This is a genomic window from uncultured Bradyrhizobium sp. (assembly GCF_936943645.1).
Lineage (GTDB): Bacteria > Pseudomonadota > Alphaproteobacteria > Rhizobiales > Xanthobacteraceae > Bradyrhizobium.
Genome location: NZ_CAKZJO010000015.1, coordinates 1 through 17,104 on the forward strand (window position 1 = coordinate 1; position 17,104 = coordinate 17,104).

17 protein-coding genes are annotated in these 17,104 nt (G+C 65.0%); 9 read left to right on the forward strand and 8 right to left on the reverse strand.

Annotated elements, in window-relative coordinates; all coding sequences use genetic code 11:
* Window positions 1-43: 43 nt before the first annotated feature.
* The 3 genes from Q0743_RS01780 to Q0743_RS01790 are packed head-to-tail and all read right to left on the reverse strand — an operon-like array spanning window position 44 to window position 3,146.
* A complete protein-coding gene (locus Q0743_RS01780) occupies window positions 44-1,348 on the reverse strand; it encodes an HlyC/CorC family transporter (protein WP_298239880.1) in 1,305 nt (434 codons plus the stop codon).
* Between the two features lie 29 nt (window positions 1,349-1,377).
* Window positions 1,378-2,526 carry a 3-dehydroquinate synthase gene (gene aroB / locus Q0743_RS01785; RefSeq protein WP_298239881.1) on the reverse strand — a complete coding sequence of 383 codons (1,149 nt, stop codon included), beginning with the start codon at window positions 2,524-2,526 and terminating at the stop codon, window positions 1,378-1,380.
* Window positions 2,523-3,146: a shikimate kinase gene (locus tag Q0743_RS01790; protein ID WP_298239882.1), complete on the reverse strand. Its 624-nt coding sequence runs from the start codon at window positions 3,144-3,146 to the stop codon at window positions 2,523-2,525. Before Q0743_RS01790 ends, aroB begins: the two co-directional genes overlap by 4 nt.
* Before the next feature lie 182 nt (window positions 3,147-3,328).
* Here Q0743_RS01790 and Q0743_RS01795 point away from each other — a divergent pair, with 182 nt between their 5' ends.
* The 9 genes from Q0743_RS01795 (at window position 3,329) to Q0743_RS01835 (ending at window position 12,394) form a co-directional block, all read left to right on the forward strand.
* Entirely contained in the window at window positions 3,329-3,475 is a 147-nt protein-coding gene (locus Q0743_RS01795) for a hypothetical protein (RefSeq protein ID WP_014439243.1), read from the forward strand.
* A 17-nt stretch (window positions 3,476-3,492) separates the two neighbouring features.
* On the forward strand, window positions 3,493-4,449 hold the full coding sequence (gene xerD, locus Q0743_RS01800) for a site-specific tyrosine recombinase XerD (protein WP_298239883.1): 957 nt from the start codon (window positions 3,493-3,495) through the stop codon (window positions 4,447-4,449).
* 322 nt (window positions 4,450-4,771) lie between these two features.
* Window positions 4,772-5,734, forward strand: coding sequence for an acetyl-CoA carboxylase carboxyltransferase subunit alpha (locus Q0743_RS01805; protein ID WP_298239884.1), 963 nt, complete (start codon window positions 4,772-4,774; stop codon window positions 5,732-5,734).
* Window positions 5,735-6,250: 516 nt separating this feature from the next.
* Window positions 6,251-7,759 (forward strand): L,D-transpeptidase family protein, encoded by a 1,509-nt coding sequence (locus tag Q0743_RS01810; RefSeq protein ID WP_298239885.1) that lies wholly within the window; start codon window positions 6,251-6,253, stop codon window positions 7,757-7,759.
* A 902-nt stretch (window positions 7,760-8,661) separates the two neighbouring features.
* Complete coding sequence (locus Q0743_RS01815) at window positions 8,662-9,093, forward strand: hypothetical protein (RefSeq protein WP_298239886.1); 432 nt, start codon at window positions 8,662-8,664, stop codon at window positions 9,091-9,093.
* A 26-nt stretch (window positions 9,094-9,119) separates the two neighbouring features.
* Complete coding sequence (locus tag Q0743_RS01820; RefSeq protein ID WP_298239887.1) at window positions 9,120-10,232, forward strand: tetratricopeptide repeat protein; 1,113 nt, start codon at window positions 9,120-9,122, stop codon at window positions 10,230-10,232.
* Between the two features lie 12 nt (window positions 10,233-10,244).
* Window positions 10,245-10,982, forward strand: coding sequence for a hypothetical protein (locus tag Q0743_RS01825; RefSeq protein WP_298239888.1), 738 nt, complete (start codon window positions 10,245-10,247; stop codon window positions 10,980-10,982).
* 2 nt (window positions 10,983-10,984) lie between these two features.
* Window positions 10,985-11,470, forward strand: coding sequence for a hypothetical protein (locus Q0743_RS01830; protein ID WP_298239889.1), 486 nt, complete (start codon window positions 10,985-10,987; stop codon window positions 11,468-11,470).
* A gap of 45 nt (window positions 11,471-11,515) precedes the next feature.
* Window positions 11,516-12,394, forward strand: a complete 879-nt coding sequence (locus tag Q0743_RS01835) for a hypothetical protein (protein WP_298239890.1) — start codon at window positions 11,516-11,518, stop codon at window positions 12,392-12,394.
* 116 nt (window positions 12,395-12,510) lie between these two features.
* Here the strand turns inward: Q0743_RS01835 and Q0743_RS01840 are convergent, their stop codons facing one another.
* The 5 genes from Q0743_RS01840 to Q0743_RS01860 are packed head-to-tail and all read right to left on the reverse strand — an operon-like array spanning window position 12,511 to window position 17,095.
* Window positions 12,511-13,206 (reverse strand): ABC transporter ATP-binding protein, encoded by a 696-nt coding sequence (locus tag Q0743_RS01840; RefSeq protein ID WP_298239891.1) that lies wholly within the window; start codon window positions 13,204-13,206, stop codon window positions 12,511-12,513.
* Entirely contained in the window at window positions 13,199-13,930 is a 732-nt protein-coding gene (locus Q0743_RS01845; RefSeq protein WP_298239892.1) for an ABC transporter ATP-binding protein, read from the reverse strand. The genes Q0743_RS01840 and Q0743_RS01845 overlap by 8 nt, the downstream gene beginning before the upstream one ends.
* Complete coding sequence (locus tag Q0743_RS01850) at window positions 13,920-15,011, reverse strand: branched-chain amino acid ABC transporter permease (RefSeq protein WP_298239893.1); 1,092 nt, start codon at window positions 15,009-15,011, stop codon at window positions 13,920-13,922. Before Q0743_RS01850 ends, Q0743_RS01845 begins: the two co-directional genes overlap by 11 nt.
* 6 nt (window positions 15,012-15,017) lie before the next feature.
* Complete coding sequence (locus tag Q0743_RS01855) at window positions 15,018-16,235, reverse strand: substrate-binding protein (RefSeq protein WP_298239894.1); 1,218 nt, start codon at window positions 16,233-16,235, stop codon at window positions 15,018-15,020.
* Between the two features lie 2 nt (window positions 16,236-16,237).
* Window positions 16,238-17,095 carry a branched-chain amino acid ABC transporter permease gene (locus tag Q0743_RS01860; protein ID WP_298239895.1) on the reverse strand — a complete coding sequence of 286 codons (858 nt, stop codon included), beginning with the start codon at window positions 17,093-17,095 and terminating at the stop codon, window positions 16,238-16,240.
* Window positions 17,096-17,104: the final 9 nt, after the last annotated feature.

Consider the following 17,104-nt stretch of genomic DNA (forward strand, 5'->3'; position numbering starts at 1 on the left):
GCTACGCGCGATCGACCCTCCCCCTCCAGGGGAGGGTAAGAAACTAAAACGACGTTCCGGCCCGTCTCGGCTTGGCCTCTTCCAGCTCCGCCTCGCGCGGCACCGGTGAAATACGGAGCGCGGTGATGCGGTTGCGTTCGCGGCGGAGGACGCGGAAGCGGAAGCCGTGGAACGTAAAACTCTGGCCGCGGTCGGGGATCGAGCGCGCCTCGTGGATGACGAGGCCGGCGACTGTCGTTGCCTCTTCATCGGGCAGATGCCAGTCCATGGCGCGGTTGAGATCGCGGATCGGCACCGAGCCGTCGACCACGACCGAGCCGTCCGGCTGCGCGCGCACGCCGGCGACCACGACGTCGTGCTCGTCGGAGATGTCGCCGACGATCTCCTCCAGAATGTCTTCCAGCGTCACGAGACCTTCGACTTCGCCGTACTCGTCGACGACAAGCGCGAAATGGGTTTTTCGCCGGCGGAAGGCCTTGAGCTGCTCGGAGACGGGCCGCATCTCCGGCACGAACCAGGGCGGCAGCGCGATGGTGGAGACGTCGATGCGCGAGGTGTCGCCGTCGGAGGCGCGGATCGCGCGCAGGAGATCCTTGGCGTGGAGCACGCCGATGATGTTCTCCGGCTTCTCGCGCCAGAGCGGGATGCGGGTGTATTCGGTCGCCAGCACCTCGCGCACCAGCTCTTCCGGCGGCAGATCGGCGTTGATCATCATCATCTCGGTGCGGTGGATCATGACGTCGGAGACCTGGAGCTCGCGCAGGTCCAAGAGGCCGCCGAGCATGTCGCGATCCTGCTTCTCGAACTTGCCCTCGTGATGCAAAAGGTCGACCGCGCCGCGCAGGCGCTCGGTCGGCGACAGGATCGCCTGGTGCTCGCCGGCGAGACCGAACAGCCGCATCAACAGGCGCACGATGACTTCGACGATGCGCAGCAGCGGCCCCAGCACGTACATGGTGAGCCGCATCGGGCGCGCCACCGCGAGCGCGATACGGTCGGGCGCATTGATCGCGATGGTCTTGGGCAACACCTCCGCGAAGATCACGACCAGCGCGGTCATCACGCCGGTGGCGTAGAGCACGCCGACATCGCCGAACCAGGCCGTGAAGATGGCGGTCGCAATCGCCGAGGAGCCGATATTGGCGATGTTGTTGCCGAGCAGCAGCGCCCCGATCAGGCGCTCGCGCATGTCGAGCAGATCCGAGACGACGTCGGCGTCGCGATTGCCCTGCTTGGAGAGGCGCAGCATGCTGGCGCGCGAGGCGCCGGTCAGCGCAGTCTCGCTCGCGGCGAAGAAGCCCGAGACGAGCAGGCAGAGAATGACGATGGTGAATCCGAGCCAGTCCATGAACCACTCAACAGAAGTTCAATCGCGCATCAAGCCTTTTGCGCGAGCTTCTCTTTCAGGAAATCGCGCACCGGCGCAGGCTCGACGTTCTTTGCGATCACGGCGCGCCCGACGGCTTCCAGCAGGATGAAGGTGAGCTTGCCGCGCTGGACCTTCTTGTCCTGCGCCATCAGCGCCATCAGCGCGTCCGCATCCGCAAGCCCCTCCTGCGCGAAGCCGGCGATATCCTGCAGCCGTGTCGGGAGCCCCGCCTCGATCAGGTGCCGTTCGACGCGCGCGGCATCCTGCTCGCCGATCATGCCGAGCTTCGCCGAAAATTGCGCCGCCAGCGTCATGCCGATGGCAACGCCTTCGCCGTGGAACAGGCGGTCGGAGAAGCCGGTCGCGGCTTCCAGCGCGTGACCGAAGGTGTGGCCGAGATTGAGCAATGCGCGCTCGCCGGTCTCGCGCTCGTCACGCGAGACGACGCCCGCCTTGGCCCGGCAGGAGGTCGCGATCGCATGCTCGCGCGCCGAGCCGCCCGTGACGATGTCGGAATGGTTCTTCTCCAGCCAGGAGAAGAAGGCTTCATCCCCGAGCACGCCGTATTTGGCGACCTCGGCATAGCCGGCGCGGAACTGGCGCGGCGACAGCGTGTCGAGCACGGCGGTGTCGGCAATGACCAGCACCGGCTGGTGGAACGCCCCGAGCAGGTTCTTGCCCTGCGGCGAGTTGATGCCGGTCTTGCCGCCGACGGAGGAATCGACCTGCGCCAGCAGCGAGGTCGGCACCTGCACGAAGTCGACGCCGCGACGCAGGATCGCCGCGGCAAAGCCGGCGAGATCGCCGACCACGCCGCCGCCGAGCGCGATGACGAGATCGTTGCGTTCGATTCGAGCGGCGATCAGGGCTTCGCTGACCTTTTCCAGGCCCGCATAGGTCTTGGAGATCTCGCCTTCCTCGACCACGATGCGCGAGGTCGGGATGCCGGCAGCTGCGAGCGAGGCTTCGGTCGGCTCGAGCCAGTGCTTGGCCACGGTCCGATCGGTCACGATCGCGGTGCGCACGCCGGGGCGCAAGGCCGCGATCCGTTCGCCGATCGAGGCCAGCACGCCGCGGCCGATGACGATGTCATAGGCGCGATCGCCGAGCGCGACGTCGACCGTGACGGGATCGGAATGCTTCAACGGGGCAGTCATCTCAACGCACTCGCAACGTCGGCAGGGGGCTGGGCGGCATGCTCGCCGCTAAGATGGGCGTGCAGCGCCGCGATGCACTCCTCGACGATTCTGTCGTGCGGCACGTCGCGCGATGCGATGGTGAGATCGGCCTTGCCGTAGACCGGCTCGCGCTCGGTGAGCAGGCGCGTCACGGTTCCTTCGGGATCGGCGGTCTGGAGCAGCGGACGGTCGGCGCGGCGGCGCACGCGGCGCATGATGACGTCATGGTCCGCCCGCAGCCAGATCGAGATCGCCTTGGCCGCGATGCGCGCGCGCGTCTCCTCGCGCATGAAGGCCCCGCCGCCGGTCGCCAGCACCACCGGCCCGCCGTCGAGCAGCCGCGCGATCACCCGCGCCTCGCCGTCACGGAAATACGCTTCGCCATGGCGCTCGAAGATCTCCGGGATGCTCATCTGCGCCGACGTCTCGATCTCGGTGTCGGCATCGACGAAGGGCAGCTTGAGCCGGAGAGCCATGCGGCGGCCGATGGTGGACTTGCCCACCCCCATCATACCGACGAGCACGATCGAGCGCGTCCCGAGCGCCGACAGGATGTCGGCCTCTGGCGAAGCTGGTATCGGCAACGCGGCGTCGGACATGTCTCGCTCGGCTGGATCTCGCTCGATCTGCCGCCAAAGGCGGCAGCTTTGGCCACCTATACGACCCCGAGGGGGCCCTCGCCAGAGGACTCTTGCCACGAAACGGCGAACATGTTGGATGATTTCATTGGTTAATTTGCCCGCCTCGACCCTGACCTGGACCTGCTCCCGAGATCCTGCCGATGCCCAGCCTGTTCCGCTTCCTGACGGTCGTCGCCGTGATCGCCGGCATCGTCTATGGCGTGGTCTTCGCACTGGCCAATTTCGTCAGTCCCAAGTCGCGGGAAATGACGGTGACGATTCCGCCGGATAAGTTTCTCAAGAAATAGGAGCTAGCCTGAAGGGCATGCGCAACCCGCCCTCAGATGCCAAGCTCACCGGCCTGTTCCTCGACATGCTCGCCGCGGAACAGGGGGCCGGCCCCAACACGCTCGACGCCTATCGCCGCGACCTCAATGATTTCTCGGAATTTCTCGGCCGCGTCGGCCGCAGCTTTGCGGACGCCGAGACGCAAACGCTGCGCGACTATCTCGCCGATCTCGACGCCCGCGGCTTCAAATCCACCAGCGTGGCGCGGCGGCTGTCGGCGATGCGGCATCTCTATCGCTTCCTGCTGAACGAGCGCATCCGGGCCGAGGATCCCGCCGCGATCCTGTCCGGCCCCAAGCGCGGCCGCGGCCTGCCGAAAGTGCTGTCGATATCAGATGTCGACCGCATGCTCCGCCGCGCCAAGGAATTGAGCGAGGCGGAGGATGCCTCGCCGGCGAAGCGGCTGCGGTCTTTGAGGCTCTATTGCCTGCTCGAGGTGCTCTACGCCACCGGCCTGCGCGTCTCCGAGCTGGTGGCGCTGCCGCGCACGGCGGCCAAGCGCGATGCGCGCATGATCGTGGTGCGCGGCAAGGGCAACAAGGAACGCCTGGTGCCGCTCAACGATGCCTCGCGGCAGGCGATGGCGGATTACCTCGCGGCGACGGAAGCCGCGAAGACGGAGAAGAAGGACAGCCTCGGCGCGTCGAAGTGGTTGTTTCCCTCCTTCGGCGAGAGCGGACATCTGACGCGGCAGCATTTTGCCCGCGACTTGAAGGAGCTCGCGGTTGCCTCGGGCCTGCAGGCCCGGCTGGTCTCCCCGCACGTGCTGCGCCACGCCTTTGCCAGCCACCTCCTGCACAATGGTGCCGACTTGCGCATCGTGCAGACCCTGCTCGGCCATACCGACATCTCCACGACCCAGATCTACACCCATGTGGTCGAGGAGCGGCTGAAGAGCCTGGTGCGCGACCTGCATCCGCTGGCGGAGAAGTAGGGATAAGTGAGAGGTCTCGTGCCCCGGACGCAGCGCAGCACGTAAGTGATGCGCTGCTGAGCCGGGGCCCACGCAACTGGCTGGGTCCCGGCTCTGCGCAGCAGCGCTAAGAGGCGCTGCAGCGCGTCCGGGACACGAGAGCCGGGCCAGGTAACCGAAACCGCCTTGACTTCGGCCACATCTCCGCAGAAAGAGCCGGGGCCTCATTCGTGATTTGGCGCGCTCCTGGGAGCGCACAGGTCAAGCCCTTGAAGAAGCTACACTTCTTATCCTGAAGCCAACCCCGCTTCGCTCTCTCGCCCCGTCCCCCTATATTGAGTTGATGCAAGACCAGATGCGCAGCTATCTCGACTTCGAAAAGCCCGTCGCCGAGCTCGACTCCAAGGTCGACGAATTGCGCGCGCTTGCCGCCTCCGGCACCGACATCTCCGAGGAGATCGGCAAGATCGAGGACAAGGCGGCGCAGGCGCTGGCGGATCTCTATCAAAACCTGACGCCCTGGCAGAAGACGCTGGTCGCGCGGCATCCGCAGCGGCCGCATTTCAACGACTTCATCAAGGGCCTGATCACCGAATTCACCCCGCTCGCCGGCGACCGCAAGTTCGGCGAGGACGAGGCGCTGGTCGCCGGCTTCGGCCGCTTCCGCGGCGAGGCGATCTGCGTGATGGGCCAGGAAAAAGGCGATTCCACCGAGAGCCGCATCAAGCATAACTTTGGCATGGCGAGGCCGGAAGGTTACCGCAAATGCGTGCGGCTGATGGAGATGGCCGAGCGGTTCGGCCTCCCCGTGCTGTCGCTGGCCGATTCCGCTGGCGCCTATCCCGGCATCGGCGCCGAGGAGCGGGGACAAGCCGAGGCGATCGCGCGCTCGACCGATGCCTGCATGGCGCTGACCGTGCCGAACGTCGCCATCGTCACCGGCGAGGGCATGTCGGGCGGCGCCATCGCCATCACCACCGCCAACAAGGTCCTGATGCTGGAGCACGCGATCTACAGCGTGATCTCGCCGGAAGCGGCGTCCTCGATCCTCTGGCGCGACGGCACCAAGGCCCAGGAAGCCGCCAACAACATGAAGATCACCGCCCAGGACATGCTCCGCTTCGGGGTGATTGACGCCATCCTCAAGGAGCCGGTCGGCGGCGCCCACCGCGACCCCGCCGCCATGATTGCCACCACTGGCGACGCCATCGCCAAGGCCTTCGACGAGCTGCGCGGCCTCGACGGCGACGCCATCCGCAAGCAGCGGCGGCAGAAATTTCTCGATATCGGCCGGAAACTGGGCTGATTCGCTGCGATTCCGGTGCTGTAGGGTGGGCAAAGGCGCGCTCTTGCGCGACGTGCCCACGAATTCTCCCCAGTCACCAACAGGTCGTGGGCACGGCGCGATGCGCCTTTGCCCACCCTACAAGACCTCCCGCGCAGCCCCGGTAACCCCGCATTAACCCTTTTTTTGCCCAAATCAGCGATCTGAGTCTTGTCAGGGCCGAAAAGCCCAAGTTCCGTCCCAAGTCAGGCCCAAAGTCGCGTCCATTCAGTCTTCGTTGACCATGCCAATGGGGCAACGGGCTCGTGATCCCCGCTCGGGTTGCGACCACATGACCCAGAGGTTAGAATTTTAATCAATGGCTTCAGGGCATAAGCGCTGGGGCGTGAGCTGAAAAAGCCCGTCGTGACGGGCCCGGTTCTCCGGTCGGATCATGCGCCAAACGATTTGGGGTTCGCGCTTTCTGCCCGGCACGGTGTGGGGTCCATCTTGATTTCTCGTTCGCTTGCTCGCGCGCTCTTGGCTTCGGTTGCGCTGATGACGGCCGGCGTTGTGCTGTCCGGCTGCGACACCGACCAGGTCTCGCTCGCGACCAACGCCAAGGCCAACCAGCCGGTGCCGCCAAAGCTGCTCGCCGCGATGGCCGAGAAGGACATGGATCTGCAATCGCCGATCCTGGTGCGCCTGTTCAAGCAGGAGGCCGAGCTCGAAGTCTGGAAGCAGACCCGCTCCGGCCAGTTCGCGCTGCTCAAGACCTATCCGATCTGCCGCTGGTCGGGCGACCTCGGCCCCAAGGTGCGCGAAGGCGACCGCCAGGCGCCGGAGGGATTCTACTCGATCAATCCGAGCCAGATGAATCCGCAATCGGCGTACTACCTGTCCTTCAACACGGGTTATCCGAACGCGTTCGACAAGGCGCTGGGCCGCACCGGCTCGCAGCTGATGGTGCACGGCGATTGCTCCTCGCGCGGCTGCTACGCGATGACCGACGAGCAGATCGCCGAGATCTACTCGCTCGGCCGCGAATCCTTCTTCGGCGGCCAGAAGGCGTTCCAGCTGCAGGCCTATCCGTTCAAGATGACGCCGGTGAACATGGCCAAGCACCGGAACAATCCGAACATGCCGTTCTGGAAGATGATCAAGGAAGGCTATGATCATTTCGAGGTGACGCGGCAGGAGCCGAAGGTCGATTTCTGCGAGAAGAAGTACGTTTTCGACGCGACGCGCGCGCCCGATGCGAAGCGCGATCCGGTGTTCGACGCCTCGGCAAAGTGCCCGGCCTATGTGATTCCCGAAGACGTCGTCGCCGCCGTGCGGGGCAAGCAAGCCAAGGACGAGGCGGAGTACGCGAGGCTGGTCGCCAAGGGCACGCCGGTGGCGCGCATGAACACCGGCATCGACGGCGGCATGAACAAGGTGTTCGCCGCCAAGATTCCGGAAGGCTCGACCGGCCTGTCCGAGGGCGCCGAAGGCACCACGCTGCAGATGCTCGCGATGGCGAAGGCGCCGGGCACGATCCCCGGCCACGTCAATCCGCCCAAGCCCAATCTCGATTCCGTCGCGTCCGCACCGGCGCCGCAGGAAGAGCCCGTCGTCGCCGTCAGCGCGCCCGCGGCAAGCACCCGCGTCGCCACCGCTCAGCCCACCGAGAAGTCTGGCGGCTTCTTCTCCAACCTCGGCCGCAAGATGGGCATGGGCTCATCCGAGACGACTGCGACCACGCCACCGCCGCAAGCCACCGCTTCCGTCGCCCCGGCCGCGACGCCCGTGACGCCGCCGACAGCAGCGTCGCGGCTGAAGGCTGCCGTGACCCGGTTCGTGCCGGGGCATGACAAGTCCAAGGATGCCGCGAAGGAAGCGTCGAAGCCGGCTGTTGCGGCTTCCAAGCCCGCCGAGCCTGCGAAGCCCGACACCCGCCTCGCCCAGACGCGGCCCGCGCTGAAGCCGTCGGTGAGCGATGGTGCCGGTGAAGCAACGCAAATCATGGGCGCCGCGCCGGTGATCTCGTCGAACTCGTTCGACAGCCGCTTTGGGGCGATGAAGTAGGCGGGCACACCGCGCAGCTGTTTTCACGATCGACCATGTCTCTCCGTCACGCTGAGGTGGCCGCTTCTTCAGCGGCCCTCGAAGGGCGACGGCCCGGCTGGTAGTTCGGCCGTACATCCTTCGAGGCTCGATACGCGGTGCTGGTGCACCCGCGCTGCTCGCACCTCAGGATGACGGCGCCGGCAGGGTGCGTAGCCCGAACGAGGACCCACGCGATCGTCACTTCGGATAAATAAAATTTCTCTTTACCCGAATCGCGACACACCCTATACTCCCATGCCATCTCATCCCGCCGGAAGGGGCGGGTCGCGATCGTCACGGTTCGTGGGGTGAGTTGCGGTGGACGCGGGCGGTGTTGGCGCCAGGTGCGGTCGCAGGGCGGGGTGCCCCCCGTGAGCGATCAGCGGGCGCGTGTACGACAGCGCGGCTTGCGTACGGCAAAATCGTGTGGTCCTGGCGCCCGCAGGCTGGCGTCAAGTCTCCGCGGTGGTGTGCGTGCCCGACCGGGCTCTGCACATCAGCGATCTCGCGAGACGACGGGGGCAAGAGTGCATCGCTCCCCGGGGAGAGCACGACATAAGCCGTAAAGCCACTGCGCAGGGAAGGCCGGTTATCGGGCTGCACCTGTGTTTCCCCTGTGAGCGTTGACTGACGCATCATTGCACAGGGGCTCTCGGGTGCCAGCCGGTACCCGGCCTTCCCTGCGCCCTTCCGATTCCGAAGGGCGCCAGAGGCAAAGCAAGACCCGGGCGCTTGGTCGCGGCGGGAGCTTTCTTGCGTGCCTCGTCCGTTGCCGTTCAGGCTTGACCGTCCCTGCATGCTCCGCCGAAAGTTGCGCGTGCAAACCGCACCGCGAGGACGTAACCAGATGTCTTTCCGCTGCCTCCCATAGAGCCAAAGGCATGCTGCAACGCACTTTCCTTCGCACGGTGATTTTTCTGTCGGTGGTCGCAATTCCGAGCCAGCATGCGCTGGCGGGATCGCGCGACGATTTCAAGGGCATGAGCATCGTCGCGCTGATGCAGAAATACGGTCACCCCGATCAGATCGTGCCTTTCGGCCGCAAGGACCAGGACCGCGCCTATCACTGGCGAATGAAGACGACGGCCTCCTTCGAGGGAGCCGACCAGGGCGAGCGGCGCGAGGATTTCTTCTGCGATGTGACCGCCATCGTCGGGCAGAACGGGCGGGTCAAGACCTTCGAAGCGCGCCCTGCGGATGTCGGGGCCGGCGCCCTCGCATCCATCGAAGCCTTCGGGCCGCTGTGCCGGAAAGCCTTCGGCTCGCGACCGAGCCGGACTCGCAGCGAAAAACTGGCCAGGATGCGGCTTTGAGCGGCTTGGGTTGAACGGGGCGATCCATGGCATCCTTGTACGCAGCGAGCCACCTTCCTCACATCGCCGGGCTGGAACGGCGCCACGGCCCGATCAGCGACGAGGTCGTCACGGCCCTGCGCACGCTGATCAAGTTGATCCTGCGCAGTGAAAATCCCGCCGAAGCCATCCCCTTTCTCGACCGCTGCATCTCGATCCAGGAGAGCCTGCATGGGCCGCAATCCATCATGGGCGACCTCGATGACTGGATCGGTCGGGCAGGTCATGTCGACTTCAAGCTGGTCGAGCCGTTTCAGCTGCGGCGGCTGGCCATCAAGTCGAAGCTCTTCGGCGAAAACAGCCCGGAAGCTGCCGGGGAATGCGAAGCCATCGCCCGCCGATGGGCCTCCCACGGGGACTATTCCCGCGCCAGGGCTTTTCTGGAGCGCAACATCTCGATCCTCGAGAAGCTCCATGGCGCGGCCAGCATCGAAGTCGCAACCTCCGTCGACGCGCTCGCCGAGATCGGCGCACGCCTGACGAAATGGGCGGAGGCCGAAGCCAGTCTGCAGCGCAGCCTGCATCTGAAAGAGACGATCTTCGGGAAGAGAAGCGAGCAAGCGGGCCGGACGCTGCTCACCTCTGCCATCGTCCACGCCAATTCCAGCAAGTTGAAGCGGCATGGGGCCAGGTTCGAGCGTCTGCGCAAGGCCGAGACCGCCTTCGCGTCCGGCCTCGACATCATCGAGGAACGATTTGGCCCCGACAGCCTCGAGGTACAGAAGGCCCTCGAAGCCATGATCTTGGCCTATCTCGACTGTGGAGAGTTCTGGAGCGCCGAGCCCTTGCTGAAGCGGCTGCTCGAGATCTGCGAGCGCACTTATGGAGACGACGCTGCGGCCCTGCTCTGGATCCTTGCGGAGCTCGCCGCGGGCTATGCGTGCGAACGGGTCGACGAGGCCGAGCCGGTCCTGGAACGGGGCTTCGCGGTGTTGCGGACCTTCCTCGATGTCGGCAAGCCGATCTTCCACCGCAGCATCGTGAACATGGCCGGCAACCGGAACGTGCTCTACGGCGGTCGTCAGAAAGGCGTGCTCGAAACGCTGGTCCAGGCGTCGGAGACGCTGCGCGGCAATTTGCGAAAGCGATGGGGAGCGTAGGTCGGACCTCGGATGACGGATTACAGCACCCAGAAGCTGCAATGCTATTGCTGCGGCAAGGCCTCCGAGCACTCCGTGCTCATGAGCTCGAACTCGCGCGGCTCACCCGACCTCGACCAGAGGCCGCCGAAGATGTACCGCTGGACAATCGGAAGCTGGCTGCAGGAGTGTCCCTATTGCGGCTACGTCGCCCCTAGCATCGACAAGGGCGATGCGAAGGCGCGGAAATTTTTCGAGAGCGACGAATTCCGCGTCGCCTCGCTCGACCCTTCGCCCGATCCGGTCACGCGCCGCTTCCTGGTGCGTGCTGCGCAGCGCGCTTATCAGGGCGAGCGGAGATTGGCGTTCTTGAGCACGTTGTCGGCGGCCTGGGTCGCCGACGACGCCAACCAGCCGACTGAGGCGGCCTCCCTTCGCCTCCGGGCCGCGCGTCATCTCGAGGGACCCCGGATTACCTCGATCGATACCCGCTTGCTCCTCCTCGACGTTCTGCGGCGGGCGTCCAGCTGGGAGGCCGCCGAGGCGCTGGCTGTCGAATTGACGGCCGAAGAGCTGGGATATCCCTTTGCCGAGATCGTTGCCTTTCATCGCGACAAGATCGCGGTCAGGGACGACGCACGATATACGATCAGCCAGGCGCTCGAGGACAAGCCGCCGCCGCCGCCACCACCGCCCACGGCCGAAGACCAGGAACGGATCAACGCCATCGCGCGGCACATCAAGATCATTCCGAACCCGCGGAGGACGTGACCATGAAGGCCGCCGCCCTTGCTCTGGCTCTCCTCACTGCTCCTTCGCTCGCGAGCGCCGGAAGCTGGAAGCTCGAATTCGACAATCGCGATCTTCCCTCGCTGAGCTACAGGGATCAGGGCAAGGTCACCTTCATGCTGGGCTGCGGACGCGCCCTGGGCCTGCATGCAAGATATCCCGGCGAGGCCGGCCACGCCGGAAAGGCGACGATCACGATCGGGAACGGCCGCAAGTCGATGAAGCTCGTCGGCGAATTCGAGGAGATTTCGGCAGACGACGACGCGACCAATTTCGTCCAATGGGACCTCGGCTATTCACGGCAGGACCCGGACCTGTTCGGCAAGCGCTGGGCGCGGGCCGAAGCGCGCCTGCTGGACCTGATGGAGCGGGCATCGCCGCTGACCATCTCGAGCGGGACGGCAAGTTACCAGCTTCCCAGGATCGATGCGGCCGGCTGGCGGGCCGCCATCGAGAAGTGCGGCGGCTAGCATGCGGATTCTGCACCAACAAATCTGAACGAGGACAGTCGACCGATGCGGACGTTGATTGCAGTGACTTTCGTCGGCGTTTTGGGCGCAGGCGTGTTTGACTCAGGCCCGACACGTGCCGAGAATCTGAACCTGAAGTTCGGCCCGACCTGGTCATGCAAGATGATTTCGGCTGAACTGAACGATCTCTATGAAAGCTGTCGTCGGTGCGAGAAGCGCACTCCTCCGGAACACTTCAATCAGCTTTCGCCAACGGAGGGAGAGTGCGTGCCCAAGGGATCGCTAAAAGGCAACAGGTACGAGGACGCTCCGTCAGATATTGCAAGAGAACGAGAAATACAGCAACAGATCGATGATCTCGTCAAAGAACGAGAGACCCTGACTCTGAAGCGCATGCAGGAAAAGAAATGGCGCGACTCCGGTGTCAGCGGCTCCAGCAGCGGCGCCAGCCGAGCACCAGAAAGCCGGCGCAATGAAGACGAGGGCGCCACGCCCAATGGATGGGCTGGAAAGTCAATCACGATAGAGCGCAAGGCCGACTACAGAAACGAATCAAAAGATGGGGTCGTGACGAAAACCATAGTCCCCCCTCCGCTCAACCTCACCATCGCAAAAGATGGATCAATCATCCCGTCTCACGGTTCGCTGGTCGGCGATGATCAGCCGATCGTCATCGGGAGGAGCAACCACACGCTACCGTCGGGCGATGCAACCATCACGGCAGAGCTCAGCTATCCGGACGGAGCTCTCGTGCTGGTCTTGGAGACGCATGAAAAATATACGGTTCAAGACGTCAGCAAGATGGAATTGAAACGGATTTCTCGGGACGAATGCACTTTCCGGGACCTGTCAACGATCGTCTACAAGCGCTCGCGAGAAAGAGTAACCATCAACCACACGTCGACACGTTGCGTCATTCGGTAGGGAAGCGTACGGCGGAGCATTCGTCTCAACGGCGGCGTGCCGTCCCGGCGACGCGCGCGGCGTATCAGTCGGGATTGGAGGTACGCCACGCCTCGCTCAAGCGCGAGCAGCCGGAGCTACGGCGCCAGATAGCGCATCAGCTCCGGATTGCCCTTCACCTCCGCCGCCTCTCCCTGCAGGGCGACGCGGCCGCGGTCGAGCACATAGGCATAGTCGGCGACACGCAGCGCGAGATCGAGGTGCTGCTCGACGATGATGACGGCGATGCTCTTGGCGAGCTCGATCAGGCGCTCGGTGATCTCCTCGATCACGCCGATCCAGACGCCTTCGGTCGGCTCGTCCAGCAGCAACAGTTTTGGATCGCCCAGCATGGCGCGGCCGATCGCGAGCATCTTGCGCTCGCCGCCGGACAGCGTGCCGGCGGGCTGGTCGAGCCGCTGGCCGAGTTTTGGGAAGATCGTCAGCACCTGGTCGACGGCATCGGCCTTCTTGTTCGTGAGCGAGCCGACCGCGAGATTGTCGCGTACCGACAGGCGCGCGAACACCGAATGCTCCTGCGGCACGTAGCCGATGCCGGCGCGCACGCGCTCCTGGGTGGCGCGGCGGCTGATGTCGCGGCCGTCGAAGGCGACCTCGCCTTTCCAGGCCGGCAGCTCGCCGACGATGGTCTTCATCAGCGTGGTCTTGCCGGCGCCGTTGCGTCCGAGCACTGCAACGCCGCCGCGCCAGGGAATGCCGAGGTTGACGTCGAACAGGACCTGGCTGCGGCCATAGCCGGCGTCGAGATGCTTGATGTCCAAAAATTCAGGCACGGCGCAGATAGATCTCCTGGACGGATGTGTTGGCCTGGATCTCCGATACCGTGCCTGACGCGAGCACCTTGCCCTGGTCGAGCACGGTGAGGCGGTCGCAGATGTCGCGGATGAAATCGAGGTCGTGCTCGACGATGACGAGCGAGCAATGCTGCTTGATCGGCTGCAGCAATTCGCCGGTGACGCGGCGCTCCTCGAGGCTCATGCCGCCGGTCGGCTCGTCGAGCAGCAGCAGTTTCGGCCTGCCCGCAAGCGCCATCGCGATCTCCAGCCATTGCTGCTGGCCGTGCGACAGCGCCGCCGCGGCCTCGAAGGCGCGGTTCGCAAGGCGAAACTGGGTCAGCATGGTCATGACCTGGTCGTGCAGCGCGGCCCGCGTGCGCGAGAATACGAGATCGACCAGCGATGACTGGGCCTGCAACGCGAGCAGGATGTTGTCGTAGAGCGTCAGCGACGGCAGCACGGACGTGATCTGGAACTTCAGACTCATCCCAGCCCGCGCGCGCTCGGTCGGCGTGAAAGCGGTGATGTCGGTGTTGACGAACGACACCTTGCCGGTGGTCGGCACCTCGGCGCCGGCGATGCACTTCATCAACGTGCTCTTGCCGGAGCCGTTCGGGCCGATCAGGCCGTGGAACTCGTTCTCGCCGACGCTGAGCGCGGCGCCATCGAGCGCGGTAAGCTTGCCGAAAACCTTCCTGATGCCGGCGGCTTCAAGGAGCATTGCGCTTCTCCTTGGGTCTGGCGCCGAAGCTGCCGACGCGCTCGCGTTCGCCGAGCACGAAGCTGATGAGCCCCAGCGGCCGGAACAGGATCACGAGCAGCAGCAGCAAGCCCAAAATGATCGGCCAGACGTCACGGTAATTGTCCGAGAGCCAGAAGCTGACGCCTTCGACGATGACCGCGCCGATGACGGCGCCGATCAGCGTCCCGGAGCCGCCGAACAGCACGTAGAGCACCACTTGCGTCGAAACGACCACGCCGACCATGTTGGGCCAGACGAACCCTTCGTGGAAGGCATAGAGGCTGCCGGCGAGCCCTGCGATGGCGCCGCCGACGGTGAAGATGATCGCCTTCAGATGCTGCGCCTTGTAGCCGAAGAAGGCGATGCGCTGCTCGTTCTCGCGCAGGCCCGCGAGCGCAAGGCCGAATTGCGAGCGCACCAGGAAGCGGCAGAACAGGTAGACGACGACGAGAATGCCGAGCACGAGGTAATAGAAGGCCGGGCCTTCCGTGAACTCGTAAGACCCGAGCGACATCGGCGCGATCGAGGGGATGCCGTTCTGGCCGCCGAGGTAATACCAGCCGCGTGCGAGCCGATCGGCCGCGTAGGAGCCGGTGAGCGTGCCGAGCGAGACGAAGATGACGCTCGAGGGATGCCGGCCCAGCAGCAGGAAGCCGCCGAGCAGCAGTGCGAAGGTAAGGCCGATCAGCGTGCCCGCGGGCAGCACCAGGAAGATGTTGGTGATGTCGAGGTCGCGCGCGAGCAGCGCCACGCCATAGCCGGCCGAGCCGAAAAAGAGGGCCTGGCCGAAGCTCATGATGCCGGCATAGCCCCAGACCAGGTCGAACGACAGCGCGAACAGCGCGAGGATGATCACGCGCGTCGCGAACACCGTGAGATAGTCCTGCAGCACCAGCGGCGCGAGCAGCGCCGCGACGAGCACGACGCCTTCGACGATCGGCAGGATCTTTCGTCCCGCGGCGGCTTTCGCCGGCGCTCCACTGCTACCCACGACGGCAACCGCCTCCCCGCCGATCTCGGCAGGGATCGCCTGCTTCACTGCGCCCATCACTTTCGGCATTCGCGCTCAGCATTCCTTGGGATCGACGAGGCCGTTGCTGCGTCCGACGATCTCGTAGTTCCCACCCTTGGCGACGGCGGTGTACATCTTCATCTTGCAATGCCGCTTGCCGGGGACCATCTCGGCGGGACCGCCCGGACCTTCGGCAATCTTGGCGTGGTCGAGCGCGGCGGCAACGGACTCGCGGTCGATCTTGCCGGCTTCCTTGACCGCGGCTTCCCACAGTTTGAGGCCGCGATAGGTGCCGGTGGCGGCACTGCCGGCCGCGAACAGGAAGTTGCCGGGGAAGTCCTTCTCGTACGCCGCCTGGATCTTGGCGTCGAACGGGTTCTCCTTGGTCAGGACCTTGAAATAGTCGAGGCAGCTGGCGAGCCCCTCGATCTCGGCGGCCTGATTGATGTTGAGCGTGTTCTCGTCATAGTAGACGCAGGCGAGCCGGCCGCCGTTCTTGAGGAAGCCGGCTTCATAGAGCTGCTTGAAGAACGGACCGACGCCCGGCGGGATGACGGTGTTGAAGACCACGTCGACCTTGTTGGAGACGATGCGGTTGACGGTCGCGGAGAAGTCGACCTGGTCGAGCGGGTAGTATTCCTCGAACACGACCTCGCCGCCGTTCGCCTCGATCACCTTGCGGGCGTAGACGTTGAGCGTGTGCGGCCAGACGTAATTGGCGCTCGGCAGCGCGAACTTCTTGCCGCCGTTCTTGATCAGCCAGGGAATGAACTCGTCGCATTGCTGCGCCGGGGTCGGGCCGGTGCAGAACAGATAGGGCGTGCACTCCTTGCCCTCGTAGAGCTGCGGATAGATGTAGAGCGTCTTGCCGCGCGCCACGATCGGGTCCTTGATCGCATTGCGCATCGACGAGGTGATGCCGCCGAGCACCATGTCGACCTTGTCGCGCTGAATGAGTTTGCGCACGTTGCCGACCGCGACGGATTCGTTCGATGCGGTGTCCTCGATGTAGAGCTCGAGCGGACGGCCGAGCAGGCCGCCGGCGGCGTTGATCTCCTTGATCACCATTTTCGCGACGTTGGCGTCGGCATTGCCGGCATAGGCGATCGGGCCGGTGAGATCGGTGGCAATGCCGACCTTGATCGGCGCTTCGGCCGCATTGGCCCAGGGCGCCGGAATCACCCAGCTGCCGACACCGGTCGCGACCGCGCCGGAAGCAAAGGCGAAATTGGAGAGGAAGCGGCGGCGTGAGAGCTGCGTGCGATCGAACATGGCTAAACCCCTTTTCCAGCGATGAGGCCCTGTGGGCGGAATTTGATGAAGGCAATGGCGAGCACGAAGACGAGGACGTCGGCGACGACGGGCGCCATGATCCATGGCAGCGCCGCGCTGAGCGTTCCGATGACACCGGCGCCCGCGACCGGCCCGATGAAAGAGCCGACCCCGCCGACCATCACCGCGACAAAACCCTGGATCAGGAAGCGCAGGCCCAAATCGGCGTAGAGGCTGAACACCGGCACGATCAGGGCACCGGCGAGACCGGCGAGCGCGGAGCCGAACGCGAAGGTGGCGCCGTACATCAGGGGCGTGGAAATGCCGGAGGCGCGGGCCAGCGACGGGTTCTCCAGCGTGGCGCGCATGCGCAGACCGAAGCTGGTGCGCGAGAGCAGGAGATAGCAGAAGCCCATCACCAGCAGCGTGATGACGATGATGGTGAAGCGCCAGGCCGAGATGTGCATGGCCCCGATGTCGATCGAGCCGCCGATCGGCTCGGGCACGGTGAGATAGAAACCGCCGATCAGGCCGCGCACGGATTCGCGGATGATGAGGCCGAGCGCATAGGTGCCGAGCATGGCCACGATCGGCGCGGCGTAGAAGCGGCGGATGATCAGCGCCTCCAGCACGAAGCCGAGCCCGCCGACCACGAAGGGCGCGGCAACCATTCCGGCCCAGATCGGCAGGCCCTTGGCATAGGCGAGATAGGTGATGTAGGCCCCGAGCAGGACGAACTCGCCCTGCGCGAAGTTGAAGATGCCCATCATGCTGGCGATGATCCCGAGCCCCAGCACGATCAGGACGATGATCGCGCCGAAGCTCAGGATCTCGAACGCTGCGACGAACGCGTTAGCCATAGATTTCGT

Coding starts and splice junctions, on each gene's coding strand:
- Q0743_RS01780 (WP_298239880.1), bottom strand. CDS start 1,348: ATGGACTGGCTCGGATTCACCATCGTCATTCTCTGCCTGCTCGTCTCG.
- aroB (WP_298239881.1), bottom strand. CDS start 2,526: ATGACTGCCCCGTTGAAGCATTCCGATCCCGTCACGGTCGACGTCGCG.
- Q0743_RS01790 (WP_298239882.1), bottom strand. CDS start 3,146: ATGTCCGACGCCGCGTTGCCGATACCAGCTTCGCCAGAGGCCGACATC.
- Q0743_RS01795 (WP_014439243.1), top strand. CDS start 3,329: ATGCCCAGCCTGTTCCGCTTCCTGACGGTCGTCGCCGTGATCGCCGGC.
- xerD (WP_298239883.1), top strand. CDS start 3,493: ATGCGCAACCCGCCCTCAGATGCCAAGCTCACCGGCCTGTTCCTCGAC.
- Q0743_RS01805 (WP_298239884.1), top strand. CDS start 4,772: ATGCAAGACCAGATGCGCAGCTATCTCGACTTCGAAAAGCCCGTCGCC.
- Q0743_RS01810 (WP_298239885.1), top strand. CDS start 6,251: ATGACGGCCGGCGTTGTGCTGTCCGGCTGCGACACCGACCAGGTCTCG.
- Q0743_RS01815 (WP_298239886.1), top strand. CDS start 8,662: ATGCTGCAACGCACTTTCCTTCGCACGGTGATTTTTCTGTCGGTGGTC.
- Q0743_RS01820 (WP_298239887.1), top strand. CDS start 9,120: ATGGCATCCTTGTACGCAGCGAGCCACCTTCCTCACATCGCCGGGCTG.
- Q0743_RS01825 (WP_298239888.1), top strand. CDS start 10,245: ATGACGGATTACAGCACCCAGAAGCTGCAATGCTATTGCTGCGGCAAG.
- Q0743_RS01830 (WP_298239889.1), top strand. CDS start 10,985: ATGAAGGCCGCCGCCCTTGCTCTGGCTCTCCTCACTGCTCCTTCGCTC.
- Q0743_RS01835 (WP_298239890.1), top strand. CDS start 11,516: ATGCGGACGTTGATTGCAGTGACTTTCGTCGGCGTTTTGGGCGCAGGC.
- Q0743_RS01845 (WP_298239892.1), bottom strand. CDS start 13,930: ATGCTCCTTGAAGCCGCCGGCATCAGGAAGGTTTTCGGCAAGCTTACC.
- Q0743_RS01850 (WP_298239893.1), bottom strand. CDS start 15,011: ATGCCGAAAGTGATGGGCGCAGTGAAGCAGGCGATCCCTGCCGAGATC.
- Q0743_RS01855 (WP_298239894.1), bottom strand. CDS start 16,235: ATGTTCGATCGCACGCAGCTCTCACGCCGCCGCTTCCTCTCCAATTTC.
- Q0743_RS01860 (WP_298239895.1), bottom strand. CDS start 17,095: ATGGCTAACGCGTTCGTCGCAGCGTTCGAGATCCTGAGCTTCGGCGCG.